The organism is Klebsiella michiganensis (assembly GCF_002925905.1).
GTDB classification, from domain to species: domain Bacteria; phylum Pseudomonadota; class Gammaproteobacteria; order Enterobacterales; family Enterobacteriaceae; genus Klebsiella; species Klebsiella michiganensis.
Window position 1 is genome coordinate 698793 of record NZ_PRDB01000002.1, and the last position, 15192, is coordinate 713984.

General features: G+C 58.0%; 14 protein-coding genes. 6 read left to right on the forward strand and 8 right to left on the reverse strand.

The features are described 5' to 3' along the window. Window positions 1-248 precede the first annotated feature (248 nt). The 4 genes from CDA56_RS10400 to CDA56_RS10410 all read left to right on the forward strand — a co-directional run bounded on the left by CDA56_RS10400 (window position 249) and on the right by CDA56_RS10410 (window position 4138). Complete coding sequence (locus CDA56_RS10400; protein WP_224272324.1) at window positions 249-2210, forward strand: sensor histidine kinase; 1962 nt, start codon at window positions 249-251, stop codon at window positions 2208-2210. Then, complete coding sequence (locus tag CDA56_RS10405; RefSeq protein WP_104011346.1) at window positions 2207-2905, forward strand: response regulator transcription factor; 699 nt, start codon at window positions 2207-2209, stop codon at window positions 2903-2905. The genes CDA56_RS10400 and CDA56_RS10405 overlap by 4 nt, the downstream gene beginning before the upstream one ends. 366 nt (window positions 2906-3271) lie before the next feature. Beyond that, window positions 3272-3412, forward strand: coding sequence for a small membrane protein (locus CDA56_RS30705; RefSeq protein WP_139158507.1), 141 nt, complete (start codon window positions 3272-3274; stop codon window positions 3410-3412). Window positions 3413-3520: 108 nt separating this feature from the next. Beyond that, complete coding sequence (locus tag CDA56_RS10410; protein WP_104011356.1) at window positions 3521-4138, forward strand: helix-turn-helix transcriptional regulator; 618 nt, start codon at window positions 3521-3523, stop codon at window positions 4136-4138. Between the two features lie 296 nt (window positions 4139-4434). Here the strand turns inward: CDA56_RS10410 and CDA56_RS10415 are convergent, their stop codons facing one another. The 7 genes from CDA56_RS10415 to CDA56_RS10445 all read right to left on the reverse strand — a co-directional run bounded on the left by CDA56_RS10415 (window position 4435) and on the right by CDA56_RS10445 (window position 12123). After that, window positions 4435-5709 carry a dicarboxylate/amino acid:cation symporter gene (locus tag CDA56_RS10415; protein WP_004852509.1) on the reverse strand — a complete coding sequence of 425 codons (1275 nt, stop codon included), beginning with the start codon at window positions 5707-5709 and terminating at the stop codon, window positions 4435-4437. 234 nt (window positions 5710-5943) lie between these two features. Beyond that, window positions 5944-7458: an ABC transporter substrate-binding protein gene (locus CDA56_RS10420; RefSeq protein WP_025107772.1), complete on the reverse strand. Its 1515-nt coding sequence runs from the start codon at window positions 7456-7458 to the stop codon at window positions 5944-5946. Then, the gene (locus CDA56_RS10425; protein WP_180343614.1) at window positions 7439-8473 is read right to left on the reverse strand and encodes an ABC transporter ATP-binding protein; all 1035 of its coding nucleotides are present in this window, start codon (window positions 8471-8473) and stop codon (window positions 7439-7441) included. The genes CDA56_RS10420 and CDA56_RS10425 overlap by 20 nt, the downstream gene beginning before the upstream one ends. After that, window positions 8473-9447: an ABC transporter ATP-binding protein gene (locus CDA56_RS10430; protein ID WP_104011348.1), complete on the reverse strand. Its 975-nt coding sequence runs from the start codon at window positions 9445-9447 to the stop codon at window positions 8473-8475. The genes CDA56_RS10425 and CDA56_RS10430 overlap by 1 nt, the downstream gene beginning before the upstream one ends. Next, complete coding sequence (locus tag CDA56_RS10435; RefSeq protein WP_014838967.1) at window positions 9444-10289, reverse strand: ABC transporter permease; 846 nt, start codon at window positions 10287-10289, stop codon at window positions 9444-9446. The genes CDA56_RS10430 and CDA56_RS10435 overlap by 4 nt, the downstream gene beginning before the upstream one ends. Beyond that, a complete protein-coding gene (locus tag CDA56_RS10440; RefSeq protein ID WP_032750562.1) occupies window positions 10286-11224 on the reverse strand; it encodes an ABC transporter permease in 939 nt (312 codons plus the stop codon). The genes CDA56_RS10435 and CDA56_RS10440 overlap by 4 nt, the downstream gene beginning before the upstream one ends. Next, window positions 11224-12123 (reverse strand): proline iminopeptidase-family hydrolase, encoded by a 900-nt coding sequence (locus CDA56_RS10445; protein WP_104011349.1) that lies wholly within the window; start codon window positions 12121-12123, stop codon window positions 11224-11226. Before CDA56_RS10445 ends, CDA56_RS10440 begins: the two co-directional genes overlap by 1 nt. Before the next feature lie 202 nt (window positions 12124-12325). Here CDA56_RS10445 and CDA56_RS10450 point away from each other — a divergent pair, with 202 nt between their 5' ends. Next, the gene (locus CDA56_RS10450; RefSeq protein WP_049106536.1) at window positions 12326-13078 is read left to right on the forward strand and encodes a helix-turn-helix transcriptional regulator; all 753 of its coding nucleotides are present in this window, start codon (window positions 12326-12328) and stop codon (window positions 13076-13078) included. An 84-nt stretch (window positions 13079-13162) separates the two neighbouring features. Next, window positions 13163-14059, forward strand: coding sequence for a proline iminopeptidase-family hydrolase (locus tag CDA56_RS10455; protein ID WP_009653988.1), 897 nt, complete (start codon window positions 13163-13165; stop codon window positions 14057-14059). A 7-nt stretch (window positions 14060-14066) separates the two neighbouring features. On the opposite strand, the gene CDA56_RS10460 is transcribed toward CDA56_RS10455, so the two are convergent. Then, on the reverse strand, window positions 14067-15185 hold the full coding sequence (locus CDA56_RS10460; protein WP_004852529.1) for a succinylglutamate desuccinylase/aspartoacylase family protein: 1119 nt from the start codon (window positions 15183-15185) through the stop codon (window positions 14067-14069). Between the last annotated feature and the right edge of the window lie 7 nt (window positions 15186-15192).

Genomic DNA, 15192 nt, shown 5'->3' on the forward strand with positions numbered 1-15192 from the left:
TTGCTTATTATGCACCTCCCCCCTACGTTAACGTTGATTGAGAATCTTCTTACGGCAGGTCTGGCCAGTTACCCGGCGTGCAGATAACGCTGGAATAATATCTTCGGCACCAGCAGAATGCTGCGTTGCCCGGCCCTGGACGTTTATTTCCCGAATGCGGAGGGGTACCTGTGCCTGCGGCAGCGTTCCTCTGCGTTTATACCGTCTGATTGATTAATCCATGCCACAAGGGGGCGTGATTGAATCGTTTGTGCGCTTTTTATGATCTTATTCGCAGGAGCCGCAGCGCGCATTTCTGGGCATGGTGCGGCGTCATTATCGCTCTGCAGATAGGGGCGCCAGCCCGCGCGGAGGTCCGCCAGCTGGGTATTGATATTCCGGTCTACTGGTACGCCGACGCCAGCGACACGCTGACCCTCAACGCCTTTCTTTCGCTCCCTGAAGAGGCGCTAAAAACGGCGCCGCTTATCCCGTCGTTCGGCTACTCGACAAAGGCCTACTGGCTACGTACTTCGCTCCCGGCGGCCTTATTTGCTGGCGAACAGCGCTGGCTGCAGCTCGGTCCGTCGTTTGTCGATCGTTTGACCGTGTTTTATCGCCCCTACGGCAGCGACAGTCCATGGCGACAGAAAGAGTTTGGCGACCATGCGTCTGCCCGGGATAACGATCTCGACTACCGCGAAAGCGTACTGATTTTGCCGCCCCCGCCGACGGCGGCTGGCTACGAGATGGTATTCCGTCTCCAGAGCAGCAGCACCCTGATTCTGCTGGCGACGCTCTCCTCGCCGCAGGAGTTCGTGCGTTCGGCCACGCTCGATACCGCTTTCTGGAGCTTCTATTTTGGCCTGGCGGTAATTGCCAGCGGCATCGCCCTGTGGCTTGCCATCGCGCTGCGTCGGCGCCTGCTGTGGGGGATCTGCCTGTTCTCGCTAAACTATCCGCTCGTCGCGGCCCTGCATGGCTACCCGGAGTGGTTATTTGGCAGCGCCCTGCTGCCGGTTCAGGATTATATGATCAGCTGCCTGTCGCTGGTGAGCTACGCCACCGCGCTGTGGCTGCATAGCGAAGTTTTCGATCTCAAGAAAAATATGCCGCGGCTGCATCAACTGCTGCTGGCGGCGATCGGTTTAAACATCGTTCTGCAAATCAGTATTCCGCTGGGCTTTTACGGCCTGGCGATGCAGATAGAGGCCGGGATATTTTTTATCGCCGCCCCTATTCTGTTGATCACGTCATGGATGCTGTGGCGGCGCAAAGCGATTGATATCAATACGCTGCTGCTGGGGCTGCTGCCGCCGATATACGTCGTCTCCGCCGGGCTGGCGCTGCTCTCTATCCACGGCGTCATTCCGTTTCATAATGGGGTCTATTCCACCTGGCAGTACGCGCTGATTATTCATATCGTCACCGTCCTGATCATCGCCGTACTGCGGGTGCGGGCGGAAAACCGGACTCTGGTGCGCAAGCAGCAGCTGGCGCGAGAGCTACAGATTGAACGCGAGGCCAGCTTCCACCAGCGCCAGTTTATGGGAATGGTGGCGCATGAGTTCAGAACGCCGCTGGCGATCCTCCAGGCCGCGCTGGAAAACCTGCGCCTGTGCCCCGCAACGGTGACGCAGAGCTCGCGCCTCGACCGCATGCAGCGGGCGACAACCCGTCTGGTACAGCTTACCGATAATTGCCTGGCCGACGCCCGGCTCTCTTCGAGGGACCTGCACGCCGACAGGCAGGATGCAGCGCTGCTGCCGGTGATCTATATGGCCGCGACGGTCGTGGATCTTTCGCTTAACCATTATCTGGATGTCACCCTTGAGGGGCAAACTGTGGGTCCGGACTCCCCTTCACCGGTGCTGTTTATTGATAGCGGGCTACTGTGTATCGCCATCGCCAACCTGCTCGACAACTCGGTGAAATATGCCGCCTCCGGGGAGATAAGCATCGAGATTTATCCGCAGGAAAAACACGTGGAATTACGCATTGGCGATCGCGGTCCCGGCATCCCGCCTGAACAGGTCGAGCATATTTTCGAGCGCTATCGGCGCGGCGAAACGGATACCGCAACGCCGGCCGGGACCGGGCTTGGCCTGTATGTCGCCCGACAAATCATCCAGGCTCACGGCGGGGACCTGTGGCTGGCAGAGAACACGTCGGCCGGATGCAAATTTGCGCTCACGCTCCCGGCTAACGGACAGCAGAAGGACAAATCATGACATTACGCGTCGCAATCATCGAAGATAGCGCTGATTTACTCGACGAGCTGCTGGCTTTTTTGCGCCATCGCGGCTTCGATGCCTGGGGCGTGGGCAGCGCCGAAGCCTTCTGGCGGCAGCTGCATCGCGATCCGGTTGATATTGTGCTTATCGATATTGGCTTGCCGGGTGAGGACGGCTTTAGCGTGCTGGACTATTTGCACGAAATTGGCCAGTTCGGCCTGGTGGTGGTGACCGCCAGAGGGCATGAGCAGGATCGGCTCCAGGCCTTAAACGCCGGCGCCGATCTCTATCTCATCAAGCCGGTCAACTTTTCCGACCTCGCGGAGAGCATCCAGGCGCTGGGCTCCCGGCTTCGCCAGCAACAACCGGCGGAACGCGTCAATCCGCCGCTATCAGCAGAGCGGCCAGCGCCGTCTCACTGGGTACTCCAGAGCGAGCGCCTTGTGGCGCCGTCTGGGCTGGCCCTGCCGCTCACGCAGCAAGAGTATCGGCTGCTGGAAGTGTTAATGCGTAACCGCAATGAGGTCTTCAGCAAGGTTGACCTGCACACCTCTCTGTTTACCGATGAAGGCGAACCGGAACTGCACCGAATCGACGTCGTGATCAGCCGCCTGCGCCACAAGGCCCGCCTTCATGGTATCACCCTGCCGATTCGCGCGATTTTTGGCAAAGGGCTGGCGTTTCTCTCCTGACCTTTCCCCGGCCGGCAGCAGCAGCGCTGCCGGTCAGTATTCCGCCATCCGCGCGGCGTCATTGCGAAGTTGTTTTCAGTTTTGCTCCTCTTGTTAATTTTTTTCAGTTTTTGAGAGGAATGAGAGAAATGAGACTGACAGCACATTAAGAATTTTCTTACATTGACATGGCGTCGTGAGCGTTTCGACACAAAGCGGCCTGAGCTAACAGGTTGTTGCTGTATTCAGCACGAGCCGAATGCAGGCCGCTTGTCAGGCGCATTTCGTCCGCGTATCGCGAGCACGGTTTAACAAAGAGTATAAAAATATTCCCGTGCCTGCGAGATACATTTTTAACACCAAAAATCAAGATAAAGGATCTCTATTATGGCCATGCAAACATGGTTAGCCTTATTGCTGTGCGTATTTTGCCTTTGCGTTTCTGTTTATAGTCTTGTGTCGTATATCCGCGACAGGCGAAAACAGAAATTTCCGTTTTCAGCAAAGAACTCTACGCGCAGAAAATAACTAAAGCCACATTAATAATAACCAAATCTGCATAGCAACAATCACCGCTTACGCCCGGAGGATTGATCACAACATGGCGTTATGTTGATTTATCAGGGAAATAACGCCATGAAAAAAATAAACATCGCCATCAACACCAGGAATACCTTTCTCCGAGAGTCGTTGGTTGCCATAGTCAATGAGCTCATCAGCCGCAGCGGTAACCTTAAAGCCGCTTTTTCTTATAAGCATAATGATTTTTTAGATAAGGATATCATCATTGCTGAAGTTCTTCCCGGCGAGATCTATCTGTGCAATACCAGTATAAAGAACCGTAAAAAAAACAGTTCGGTGATTATATTGCACAGCTATGACAAACTTCCGGAAAAGGAGCTGATCGTCAACTGCCTTAAGGGCGTTATCTTTGTCTCAATCAAAGCCGTTAATATCGATAAGATGTTTGAAATCATTGGCCACGAGCTGAAAAGAAGTGAACTTCTTCCTCTGACGCAGGAGATGGACTCACCGCTAATTTGCACTCACTGCCCGCATAATATGTTGTCCAAATCGCAGGTAGCCGTCGCCACCGGCATTATTCATGGCTTTGATATCGGTAAAATTTCTGCTCTCAACAAAGTCACCCCCAAAACCATCACCTGGCACAAAAGCAAAATTATGGAAAAATACAGCCTTAATAACAATTATGACTTTTTCCAGTTTATTAACTTATTAAAAGAGCGCTGGTAAACGCGCGCACGCGCCATCGACGATCGCATTATGTACCGTAAAATTAAGAATTTGCTGGCTTGCGAGGAACGGGATTCCGAAAAAGATCGGTAAAATGAAAAACATCTACTCAGGCGTTACGGGCAGCGGGTAACATGACCCGGTTCCCTGGTATGAAAATACCGGAGCGTATTTTTATACAATAAAAAATGCCTCTACCAGGGAATCTGTTACTTCGTCACATTGCCCCTGGCGTGCCTGTCAGGGGCCTCTTTTTCTGCGCAAAAAGCGACCCCGTCAGAGAGGCCGCCCGACGATCAGGCTTGCGCCTGCTGAGGCGCGACTTCAGCCTCGGGTACCTCATTCTGCGACAGACCTTCATTTTTTGACAGCATCGCCGTCGCAATCCCGTTACCCAGCACGTTAATCGCTGAACGCCCCATATCGAGGAAATGGTCAATCCCCATCAGCAGTAAAATACCCGCCACCGGAATATTGAAGCTCGGGATGGTCGCCGCCAGCACCACCAGCGCCGAACGCGGTACCCCGGCAATCCCTTTCGAAGCCAGCATCAGCGTCAGCATCATTACGGTAATCTCGCTAAAGCTCAGCTGAATATTGTAAGCCTGGGCGATAAACATGGCGGCAAAAGAGCAGTAGACCATTGAACCGACCAGATTAAAGGAGTAGCCAATTGGCAGCACAAACGACGCGATATTACGCGAGCAGCCAAATTCCACCAGACGCTCCAGGGTCTTCGGATAGGCCGCCTCGGAGCTGCTGGTCGTGAACGCCACCAGCACCGGATCTTTGAGCATGTTCAGCAGGCGAAAAACCTCTTTTTTGAGCACCATATACCCCACCGCCAGCAGCACCGCGCTGGTCAGCAGAATCGCGACATAGTATCCGCCGATAAACGAGGCGTAATTAAGCAGGATCCCCAGCCCCTGCGAGGCGATAACCGAAGAGATCGCGGCGAAAATCGCCAGCGGCGCGACGTACATCACGTACCCGGTCACCTTCAGCATAATATGGGAAACCACGTTCAGCGCCGCCACCAGCGGGGCGTTGAATTTCTCCCCCAGCGATGCCCCGGCAATACCGAAGAACATCGAGAACACCACGATTTGCAGAATCTCGTTGTTGGACATCGCCTCGGTAATGCTGGTGGGGATGGTATGGGTCAGAAAGCCTTTCAGGCTCATCCCGCTCACCGCCAGCCCAGTATCCACGGACTCTTTCGGGATCGCCAGGTTCAAACCGGCGCCGGGATGCTCGAGGGTAACAATCACCAGCCCGACCAGAATGGAGAGAATGGACGAGGTAATAAACCACACCATGGCTTTACCGCCGACCCGCCCAATGGTCGCCGTTTCGCCCAGCCGCATAATACCCACCGTCAGGGTACTGAACACTAACGGCGCAATGACCATCTTAATCAGGCGCAGAAACACGTCGGTAAGCAGCGTAATGTTTTCCGACCATGCGGTAATGGTCGTTTGCCCGGCGTAAGCGTGGATGGCCGCGCCGGAGAGGATCCCCAACAGCATGAAGATGACGATGAACAGCGTGAGTTTGTTTGCACTTGCCACAAAAATTAACCCCTGATTTATTTAACGTGTTGTTTTTTAATGTATATATGCTTTATTTATTGGAATACATTAAACATTCACCACATAAATTGAATAAAAGCAGGCGGGGTTACAACTCTTTTTTAGTTTTTATAGTAAAAGTTAATGTGCTCGTTGATATGCATCAAACCGTGTCGCGCCGCCGGTAAGATGAAAAAGGCGCCGGCGTCAGAGGACAACCGGCGCAAAGAGGCATTAGTGTTTTACGGTATCCTCCAGGAAGAAACGTCCCAGCGGATTCTGATAAAAACCGTCGATATTTTTGCGGCTGACGTTGCGGTACGGGCTGTAATACAGATCGACCCAGTTCACGTCGGCCTTAGCCATTTTTTGCAGGTCGATATACATCTGCTCGCGCTTTTTACTGTCCATTTCAACGCGCGCGGCGGCCACCAGCGCTTTAACCTGGTCGTTATGATAGCGGGTCATATAGTTCATATTGGCATCGTGACCCAGCACGAAGGTGGTTTTCTGATCGGGGTCGAGAATATCGTTGGTCCAGTACATCACCGATATATCGTACTCCCCGGCCACCAGCATATCCCAGCTCTGGCTCGGGTCGACTTTTTGCAAATTCACCGTCACCCCGGCTTTTGCCAGCTGCTGTTGTAGCAAAATGGCAATTTGCTCATCGACTTCATCCCCGGCATTGACCACATAGTTCAGCTTCAGGTCGGCAGCGCCCGCCGCTTTCAGCATCGCTTTGGCCTTTTGCGGATCGTATGGCCGGCGAAGATTATCCTGATAGTGGTAAAGCGCTCCGGCGGGAATATAGGAATTGGCCACCTGACCGTAGCCAAAGGTCACGGTTTTCACAATCGCGTCTTTATCAATCGCGAAGTCCAGCGCCTGACGGACTTCCACCTTGCCCAGCGCGCCGTGAGAATGATTGATCAGCAGATGGTCCTCGCGAGTAGAAGGATCCAGCTCCACCTTCAGATTGGCATCCTTTTGTAACGATGCAATGCGCGAGAAAGGCACGGTCAGCGCAGCGTCAAGTTCGCCGGCCTGCACTTTCAGCATGCGGGTATTGTCGTCCGGAATGGTTAACCACTCCACGCCATCCAGGCTGACGTTTTTCGCCTGCCAGAAGTTCGGGTTCTTCACCAGTACGATCTTTTCTCCGCGCAGCCACTCTTTCACGCTAAACGCGCCGGAGCCCACGGGCTTTTCGGCAAACGCCTCTTCGCCTTCCGCCTTCATCGCCTGCTGGGAAATCACCGAAGCGTTCGGCAGCGCCAGCTGCGATAAGAACGGCGCTGAAGGCGATTTCAGCGTCACCACCAGCGTGCGCGGGTCCGTGGCTTCCGCTTTGGCAATAATGCTATAGGAATCCCGCCACAGCGAGCCTTCATCATCGCGGATACGGATCAGGCTAAACGCCGCATCGCTGGCGGTCAGCGGCGTACCGTCCGAGAACCGGGTTTCGCGAATTTTGAAGGTATAGACTTTGCCATCCGGGGAAATCGTCCAGCTCTCGGCCACGCCCGGCTCCAGCTTCGTCCCGCTTTTATCCACCCGCACCAGCGGGTCAAAGACGTTGGAAAAGACCCAGTTATCCGCATTTTGCGCCGATTTTATCGGGTCAAACGTGGTACTATCCTCCCGGCGGCCAATGGTCAATACGCCGGCCGCCTGAGCTATTTCACTCACCACGCTGAGCGCCAGAAAAACGCTCGCCGCCAGTAACTTAATCTGCCTGTGCTTCATCAAAAGATCCCCCAGTTAAAGGAAAAACGGTCTCATCGCCCGCGAGGTTGAGCACGCAGGCATAAGCGCGATCGGCAATCTGCCGGGTTGGTGGTGGTGCGCCGGTGCGGCACTGCACCTGCGCATAAGGGCAGCGCGGATGAAATGCACAGCCTTGTGGAACGGCTACGGGACTGGGCGGCTCGCCCCCCAGCAAATTTTTCGGCAGCGGTTTATCCGGGTCGATTTCCGGGATCGCCGAGACCAGCGCGGCGGTATAGGGATGCAGCGGTCGAGTGAAGACCGCTTCTGCCGGCCCCTCTTCCACAATTCTCCCGAGATACATCACCGCAACGCGATCGCAGAGTCGCCGCACAATCGCCAGATCGTGGGCGATAAACAGAATCGCCAGCCCCATCTTTTCCCGCAGATCCATCAGCAGGTTGACGATCTGTCCCTGAATAGAGACGTCCAGCGCCGCGACGCACTCATCGGCCACGATCAGCCGCGGCTCCATGGCCAGCGCTCTGGCAATACCGACGCGCTGGCACTGGCCGCCGCTTAGCTGAGACGGTTTCGCGCTGGCCTGCTGCGGACGCAGGCCGACCAGGGTGAGCAGTTCCGCAACCCGCAGCGCTTCCTGCCCGCGCGGGACTTTCTGATGCACGCGCAGCACCTCGGAGATGCTTTCTCCTACGGTCTGCCTGGGATTTAACGAGGCATAGGGATCCTGGAAAATCATCGCGCTTTGCTGGCGCAGACGGGCAATATCGCTGGTTAAGCCATGGGTAATGCGCTGTCCGGCGAACCGCACCTCGCCATCGGCAACCTGTTCAAGCTGTAACAGCGCTCGGCCAAGCGTGCTCTTGCCGCTGCCGGACTCGCCGACCAGACCGAGGGTTTCGCCGGGAAAGATCTGCATCGTGATCTGGTTCACCGCGTGCACTACCCGCTTCGGCTGCCAAAGACCGCCCGATACCGGGAAGGTGACGCAAAGATTATCGGCCTCAAGCAGCGGCCAGCGAGCGTTAACCATTATCCCTCCTGCCGTGCTGGCAAAATGTGATGGCAGGCCACCGCATGGCTATGGCAACCCTGCCCGTAACGCAGCAATGGCTGGCTCTGACACGCTTCATCGGCGCGGCGGCAGCGCGGGTGAAAGCGACACCCTGATGGGAAGTGGTCGGCGCTGGGCGGCTGGCCGTCGATGATCGTCAACCTCCCCTGCCCGCCTTCGCTGGCCGGCTGACAATCAATGAGCCCGCGGGTATAGGGATGCAGGGGCCCGCCAAGCACTTCGCGTTTGCCGCCCACTTCACACAGTCTGCCGCCGTACATCACCGCGATCCGGTCGCAGGTTTGCGCCACCACCCCGAGATCGTGGGTGATCATAATGACCGCCAGCCCCAGCTCGGCGCGCAGGTCGCTGAGCAGGCGCAAAATCTGCATCTGCACGGTGACGTCCAGCGCGGTGGTCGGTTCGTCGGCAATCAGCAGCCGGGGTTCCGGCGCGAGGGCAACGGCGATCATCGCCCGCTGGCGCATGCCGCCGGAAAATTCGTGCGGATAGTTATTGAGCCGATTCTGCGGGTCCGGGATACCGACCTGGCGCAGCAAGGCCAGCGCATCCTCCCGCGCCTGACGGCGGTTTGCCGCAAAGTGAAGGCGCCGGCTTTCTGCAATCTGTTCTCCAATGGTCATCACCGGATTGAGATGGCTGGTCGGGTTCTGGAAAATCATGCCGATTTCCCGGCCGCGCACCGCCGACATTTGCCCTTCGCTGAGGGACAAGATATCCCGGCCGTCCAGCAGAACCTCACCGCCGGTAATCTGCAGTCCGGCCCCCGGCAGCAGGCGCATCAGCGCCCGGCAGGTCACGGTTTTCCCCGACCCGCTTTCGCCAACCAGCCCAAGCATCTCCCCGGCTTCAAGCGTTAACGAGACGTTATCCACCAGCGCGACATCCTCGCCGCGCATGACCGTCAGCTGATTTACCTTCAGCAAGCTCATACGCGTTCCCCTAGCTTATCGCCCAGCCCATCGGCCAGCAGGCTGAAGCCCATCGCCAGCAGCACGATGGCAAGCCCCGGAAAGGTGGTTATCCACCATGCGGTGGTGATAAAGCTCTGCCCTTCGGCCACCATAATCCCCCATTCGGCGGTAGGAGGCTGCACGCCGAGCCCGAGATAGCTCACCGAGGCCCCGTTCAGCAGCACCAGAACGCAGTCGGACATCGAAAAAATGATGGCTCCGGTTAGCGCATTGGGCAGCAGATGGCGGAACAAAATCCGCAGATGGCCGTAGCCCAGACTGCGGGCCGCCAGAATAAAATCGCGCTGTTTCAGCGTCAGTACCTGAGCGCGTACCAGCCGGGCGTAGGAGACCCAGCCCACCATCGCCATCGCCATATAAAAGCTGCTCAGCCCCGGCCCGAGGATGGCGATAATCGCCAGCATCAGCACCAGAAACGGAAAGGCCAGCACGATATCAATAATCCGCATCACCAGCGCGTCGGCCACGCCGCCGAGATAGCCCGCCAGCGCCCCAAGGGTGGTGCCGAGCATAAAGGGGAACAGGACCCCCAGCAGGCAGATTTGCAGATCGACCCGCGCCCCCCACAGCACGCGGGAAAAAACGTCGCGGCCAAAGTTGTCGGTACCGAAGAGATGCACGCCGCCCGGCGGCAGCAGGCTGGAAGAGGCGTCCTGGGCAATCGGATCGAACGGCGCTATCCACGGCGCCAGACAGGCGACCAGTAGCCATAGTCCGACTATCGCCAGCCCGGCGAAGAGCGCCTGCTGACGCGGGATCGCCCGCTGACGCAGGCGGGAAAAGGTCGCTATCGCCTTCATAGTTTTATCCTCGGGTCGAGGGCCACGGTCAGGATATCCGCCAGCAGGCTGACCACCACGGTGGCAAGGGCAAAGACCATTACCACGCCCTGCACCACCATGTAGTCGCGGCTAAAAATCGCCTTAACCAGCAGCTGTCCGAGGCCGGGGATGGCAAACACGCTTTCAATCACCACCGTACTGCCTATAAGCCAGCCAATATTCACCGCCAGCAGATTGATGGTCGGCACCAGCGAGTTCGGCAGCACGTGCCGCCAGAAGATACGTCTTTCCTGCTGCCCGCGCGCCCGGGCCGCCACCACATAGTCGCTATTCATCTCCATCAGCAGGCTGGCGCGCAGGTTGCGAATCAATACCGCCGACAGCGCCAGCGCCACGGTCAGGCACGGCAAAACCATATGGTGCAGCTGGTCTAAAAAATCGCTGCCGTAGCCGGAGACCGGAAACCAGCCGAGCACGATACTGAACAGCAGAATCAGCATGATGCCGAGCCAGAACGCCGGGAATCCGAGCCCGGCGGTCGTAAACAGACGAATCAACCGATCGGCGAGACGCCCGCGCTGGCGTGCGGCTATCGCCGCCAGCGGCACCGTCAACGCTACCGCCAGCAGAACGCTGCCGAGCACCAGCCACAGCGTCGGTTCCAGCCGCGAGGCAATCAGCTTCAGGGTATCCACCCGGTATACAATCGACTTCCCCAGCTCGCCCTGCAGCAGGTTGCGCAGAAAATAGCCGTACTGAACCCACAGCGGTTCATCGAGGGCAAACTGCGCGCGAATGCGGGCCAGCGCCGCCGGCGTGCTGCGCACCCCCAGCAGAATACGCGCCGGATCGCCGGGGATCGCGCGCACCATCATGAAGGTGATCAGGCTGATACCCAGCAGAACCGGCAGCAGCTGTAGCGGGCGAAAAAGCAGAAAGCGGTAACGATGCATTAACAGCCTCCCGCGTCGCGCTGGCTCGCCAGAAAATCGAGCAGCACCGGGTAGTAAGCCTGCGGCTCTTCGTAAAACGGCATGTGGCTGCTGTTGGCAAAAATGGCTATTTCAGCGTTCGCCAGCCCCTGCTTCATTTTCAGGGCGCAGGCGGGCGTCAGTTCATCGTGCTGGCCGCTGGTGATCAAACAGGGCACGCGAATTGACGCCAGCTCAGCGCTGCGGTTCCAGTTTTTTAAATTACCGGTATAGAGGAATTCGTTCGGTCCCTGCATGGTGATATACGGGCCCATATTCCAGTCCCCAAGCGAGCGGGTAACCGGTTCTGGCCAGACGTCAAGACGGCACACGTGGCGGTAATTCAGCAGCGTAATCGCCGCCTGATAGGCCGGATGGTCTAGCCAGCCGAGCGCTTCGTAGCGCTGCATCATCGCGACGGTTTCTGGCCCCAGCGCCCCGCGCAGACGGTTCAGCTCCTGTACCAGATGCGGCATATCGGCGACGGTATTTTCCAGAATCAGCGAGCGAATTGCGCCAGGATGGTGCAATGCCACTTCAATCGCCAGCCATCCGCCCCACGAGTGACCAAGCAGATGCACCTGACCAAGGCCCAAAGTCCGGCGGACGGTCTCCACTTCACGCACATAGCGCGCCATCGTCCACAGGCTGGCGTCATCCGGCCGGTCGGACTTTCCGGTCCCCAACTGGTCAAAGGCGATCACCCGATAGCCGTGCTGTTTCAGGCAGGCGTGGGCTTCGCGCAGATAGTCGCAGGGCAGCCCCGGTCCGCCGTTGAGGCAGAGAACGGTCTCATCGCCGTCGCCAAACTGATAGGCCACGACGTTATAGCCTTCCACCGCAATGTTATGGCACCGATCGGGCGCTATTTCGCTCCACATGGTCTATTCCTCATCGTCGATGGTAAGCGGGTTGGGTCTGTCTTAACGCTAACGGCAACCCCGGACGCTGAACAGTTAGCAAAAATACTAGTTTTGCGCCGCGCCGGGACGGCACCGGAATTGCATGCCTTTTGCGCTAACTATTGACGGATTTGCACAAATCGTGCCCGTCGCAGGTCTCGTTTTAGATGAAGGGGGTTATATGCGACTGGAATTTGAACGCCCCGGCAGCGCGCGGGCGGCCAGCCTGGATGACGCATTCAGCGGACTTTTTCAGGCAACCCGGAAGTTAGGATTTGACGCGGTCATTTACGACTACACGCCGGTTCCGCGTTCTCTGGAAGGGGAGCTGATTACGCCTTCGCTGCTGAAAACGTGCAATGTTCCGGAAGATATGCGCCAGCTATGGTGCGAGCGCGGATATTACCAGGTTGATCCGGTGCAGCACTGCGCGCTAGAAAGCTGCGCGCCTTTTGTCTGGTCCTATCAACGGCCGGACAGCAGCATGCTGCGCGGGAGGCTGGACAATCATCCCACCGCGGTCACCGACTATATGCGCGAACACAATATGCCCTGCGGCGCGACGGTTCCCCTGCATCTCCCCAACGGAGGATTCGTGACCCTCACCGGCATCCATACCGGCCAGCGTCAGGAACGGGAAATCAGCGCCACCCTGGCGCAGCTGATGCTGCTCGCCCACCAGTTTCAGGAGTCGGCGTTTCCGCTGTTCGACAGCACCCTGCTTACCTGCCGTCATGTGAAGCTAAGCAACCGCGAGCGCGAATGTCTGGCGTGGTCCGCCGAAGGACTTACCGCCAAAGAGATCGCCCGCAAGCTGCACCGCTCGGTGGCGACGGTGACGCTGCATCTCAATACCGCGGCCAAAAAGCTCGGCGCCAGCAACCGCGTGCAGGCGGTGGTCCGCGCCCTGCACTACCGCCTGCTCGACAGCTAAGAACTAGCATTTTTGCTAGTGTTCAGCCGCGGTTGCCAGCCTTTACCCTGAAAGCCGGTCCACTTAGCAGGGTAAAGATGATTCATGTATACCATCCGCGAAGGTTACGCCCCGTTTCGGCACTATCAAACCTGGTTTCGCGTTTGCGGCGATATCGACAGCGGACTCACGCCGCTGGTCGTCGCCCACGGCGGGCCGGGGTGCACGCATGATTACGTCGATGCGTTCCGCGATATCGCCCTCAGCGGGCGGGCGGTGATCCACTACGATCAGTTAGGCAACGGGCGCTCAACCCATTTACCGCAGCAGCCCCCCGACTTCTGGCAACCGGCGCTGTTCCTCGACGAACTGGCTAACCTGCTGCTGCATCTCAATATTGCCGATAATTACGTCCTCCTCGGCCAATCGTGGGGAGGTATGCTCGGCGCGGAACACGCCGTGACGCAGCCAAAGGGGTTAAAGGCGCTGATTATCGCCAACTCCCCGGCATCGATGGCCCTGTGGCTGCAGGGTGCGGCAAAGCTACGGGCGCAGCTGCCCGCCGATGTCCAGCAGACGCTGCTGGACCATGAGGCGGCGGGAACGCTGGACAGCGCGGAATATAAGGCGGCAAGCGCTGTATTTTATCAACGCCACGTCTGTCGGCTCGATCCCTGGCCGGCGGAAGTGCGGCGCACCTTCGATGCCATGGATGCCGACCCGACGGTTTATCACGCTATGAATGGCCCCACCGAATTCCACGTTATCGGCAGCATGAAAGCGTGGACGATTATCGACCGCCTTGCGCATATTCACGTTCCGGTCCTGCTGATTTCCGGGCGCTACGATGAAGCCACTCCGGAGGTGGTACAGCCCTTTATGGACCACATCCCCGACGCGCGGTGGGTCATTTTCGAAGCCTCAAGCCATATGCCGCACGTCGAAGAGCGCGAGCTGTGCATGAAAACGGTGAACGATTTTTTAAGCCGCGCGATACCATAAAAGCCGCTTACAGCGCCAGCCCGCCTCCGCCGCTGAACGGCCGCTCGCCGGCGATTTTCATCACTTCAGCCCCTAAAGTGACAAACGGCGCCCGACGGCTGGCATAAATCAGCCCGCCCGATGTCGGGCGCACCGCTTTGACCATATCGGTCAGCGGATCGATGATTTCCGCGACCACATCGTCGGCGCTGACCCACTCGCCGGGCTGTTTTAGCAGCACCAGGATGCCGGTGGCCGGGGCGGTAACAATCTCCCCGGCGGCAAACGGCAGCATTACCGTTTCCTGCAGTGGAATCTCAGGCTTCGCGCCGGCCAGTACGCCGCGGTACTGCAGGTAACGGTAAATGCGTTCGGCGTCGTCGCAGGCGGTGGCGTGATTCACCTCCTGCTGGCCGCGCAGCTCGACGGTCACCGCCATGCAGCCGGGCTGCTGCTGGCGCCACGACGGATTCCTCGCGCAAAGACGCTGCCACGGCAGGCCGCAGGCTTCATCAAACGAGTTGCCCCCGCTCTCCTGCGACAGCAGCACGGCGCCAATACCGAGAAAAGCCGCCAGAACTTTCGCCTCGCGTTGCCAGACCGGGTCAGCGTAGAGATGTAAAATCGCCTGGTCATCGCAGTGCAGATCGAGCACCAGATCGGCATCGCAGGCGAGACTCAGCAGATGGTGGCGCAGAGCCTGAACTTCGCTGACGACGGGCAGCGCCGCCAGCGCATCCCGCATCGCCGCGCGCACCTGCTGCAGATAATCGCGGCGCGAGCCGGGAGATGGCGGACGCAGACAGGACTGCGCCAGGGCAGCCAGATCGGGGAAGTCGCGGTTAAAATTACGCCCGCTCGCCAGATCGAAACGACCTACGCCGCCGCTGAGCAGCACCTGGGCCAGCCCCGGCGGGTTGGCCACCGGTACGAGAATGATTTCGCCGCGCAGTTCGCCGCGCCGTTCCGCCTGGCTGAGTAATCTTTTAAGATAATGCAGAACCAGCATGCCCGGAATTTCATCGGCGTGCAGCCCCGCCTGCAGATAGACCTTCTCTCCCGTGCCGGGCGCGCCGAAATGAAAATGGCTTAATTGCCGCTGCCCACCGAGTGCATGTTCAGGTAATGTATAGTGTTTAATTTTCATTGGACGT

What these genes read in the sequence shown, in the direction of transcription:
- CDA56_RS10405 (WP_104011346.1), top strand. Translation starts at nt 2,207, where the DNA reads ATGACATTACGCGTCGCAATCATCGAAGATAGCGCTGATTTACTCGAC.
- CDA56_RS30705 (WP_139158507.1), top strand. Translation starts at nt 3,272, where the DNA reads ATGGCCATGCAAACATGGTTAGCCTTATTGCTGTGCGTATTTTGCCTT.
- CDA56_RS10410 (WP_104011356.1), top strand. Translation starts at nt 3,521, where the DNA reads ATGAAAAAAATAAACATCGCCATCAACACCAGGAATACCTTTCTCCGA.
- CDA56_RS10420 (WP_025107772.1), bottom strand. Translation starts at nt 7,458, where the DNA reads ATGAAGCACAGGCAGATTAAGTTACTGGCGGCGAGCGTTTTTCTGGCG.
- CDA56_RS10425 (WP_180343614.1), bottom strand. Translation starts at nt 8,473, where the DNA reads ATGGTTAACGCTCGCTGGCCGCTGCTTGAGGCCGATAATCTTTGCGTC.
- CDA56_RS10430 (WP_104011348.1), bottom strand. Translation starts at nt 9,447, where the DNA reads ATGAGCTTGCTGAAGGTAAATCAGCTGACGGTCATGCGCGGCGAGGAT.
- CDA56_RS10435 (WP_014838967.1), bottom strand. Translation starts at nt 10,289, where the DNA reads ATGAAGGCGATAGCGACCTTTTCCCGCCTGCGTCAGCGGGCGATCCCG.
- CDA56_RS10440 (WP_032750562.1), bottom strand. Translation starts at nt 11,224, where the DNA reads ATGCATCGTTACCGCTTTCTGCTTTTTCGCCCGCTACAGCTGCTGCCG.
- CDA56_RS10445 (WP_104011349.1), bottom strand. Translation starts at nt 12,123, where the DNA reads ATGTGGAGCGAAATAGCGCCCGATCGGTGCCATAACATTGCGGTGGAA.
- CDA56_RS10450 (WP_049106536.1), top strand. Translation starts at nt 12,326, where the DNA reads ATGCGACTGGAATTTGAACGCCCCGGCAGCGCGCGGGCGGCCAGCCTG.
- CDA56_RS10455 (WP_009653988.1), top strand. Translation starts at nt 13,163, where the DNA reads ATGTATACCATCCGCGAAGGTTACGCCCCGTTTCGGCACTATCAAACC.
- CDA56_RS10460 (WP_004852529.1), bottom strand. Translation starts at nt 15,185, where the DNA reads ATGAAAATTAAACACTATACATTACCTGAACATGCACTCGGTGGGCAG.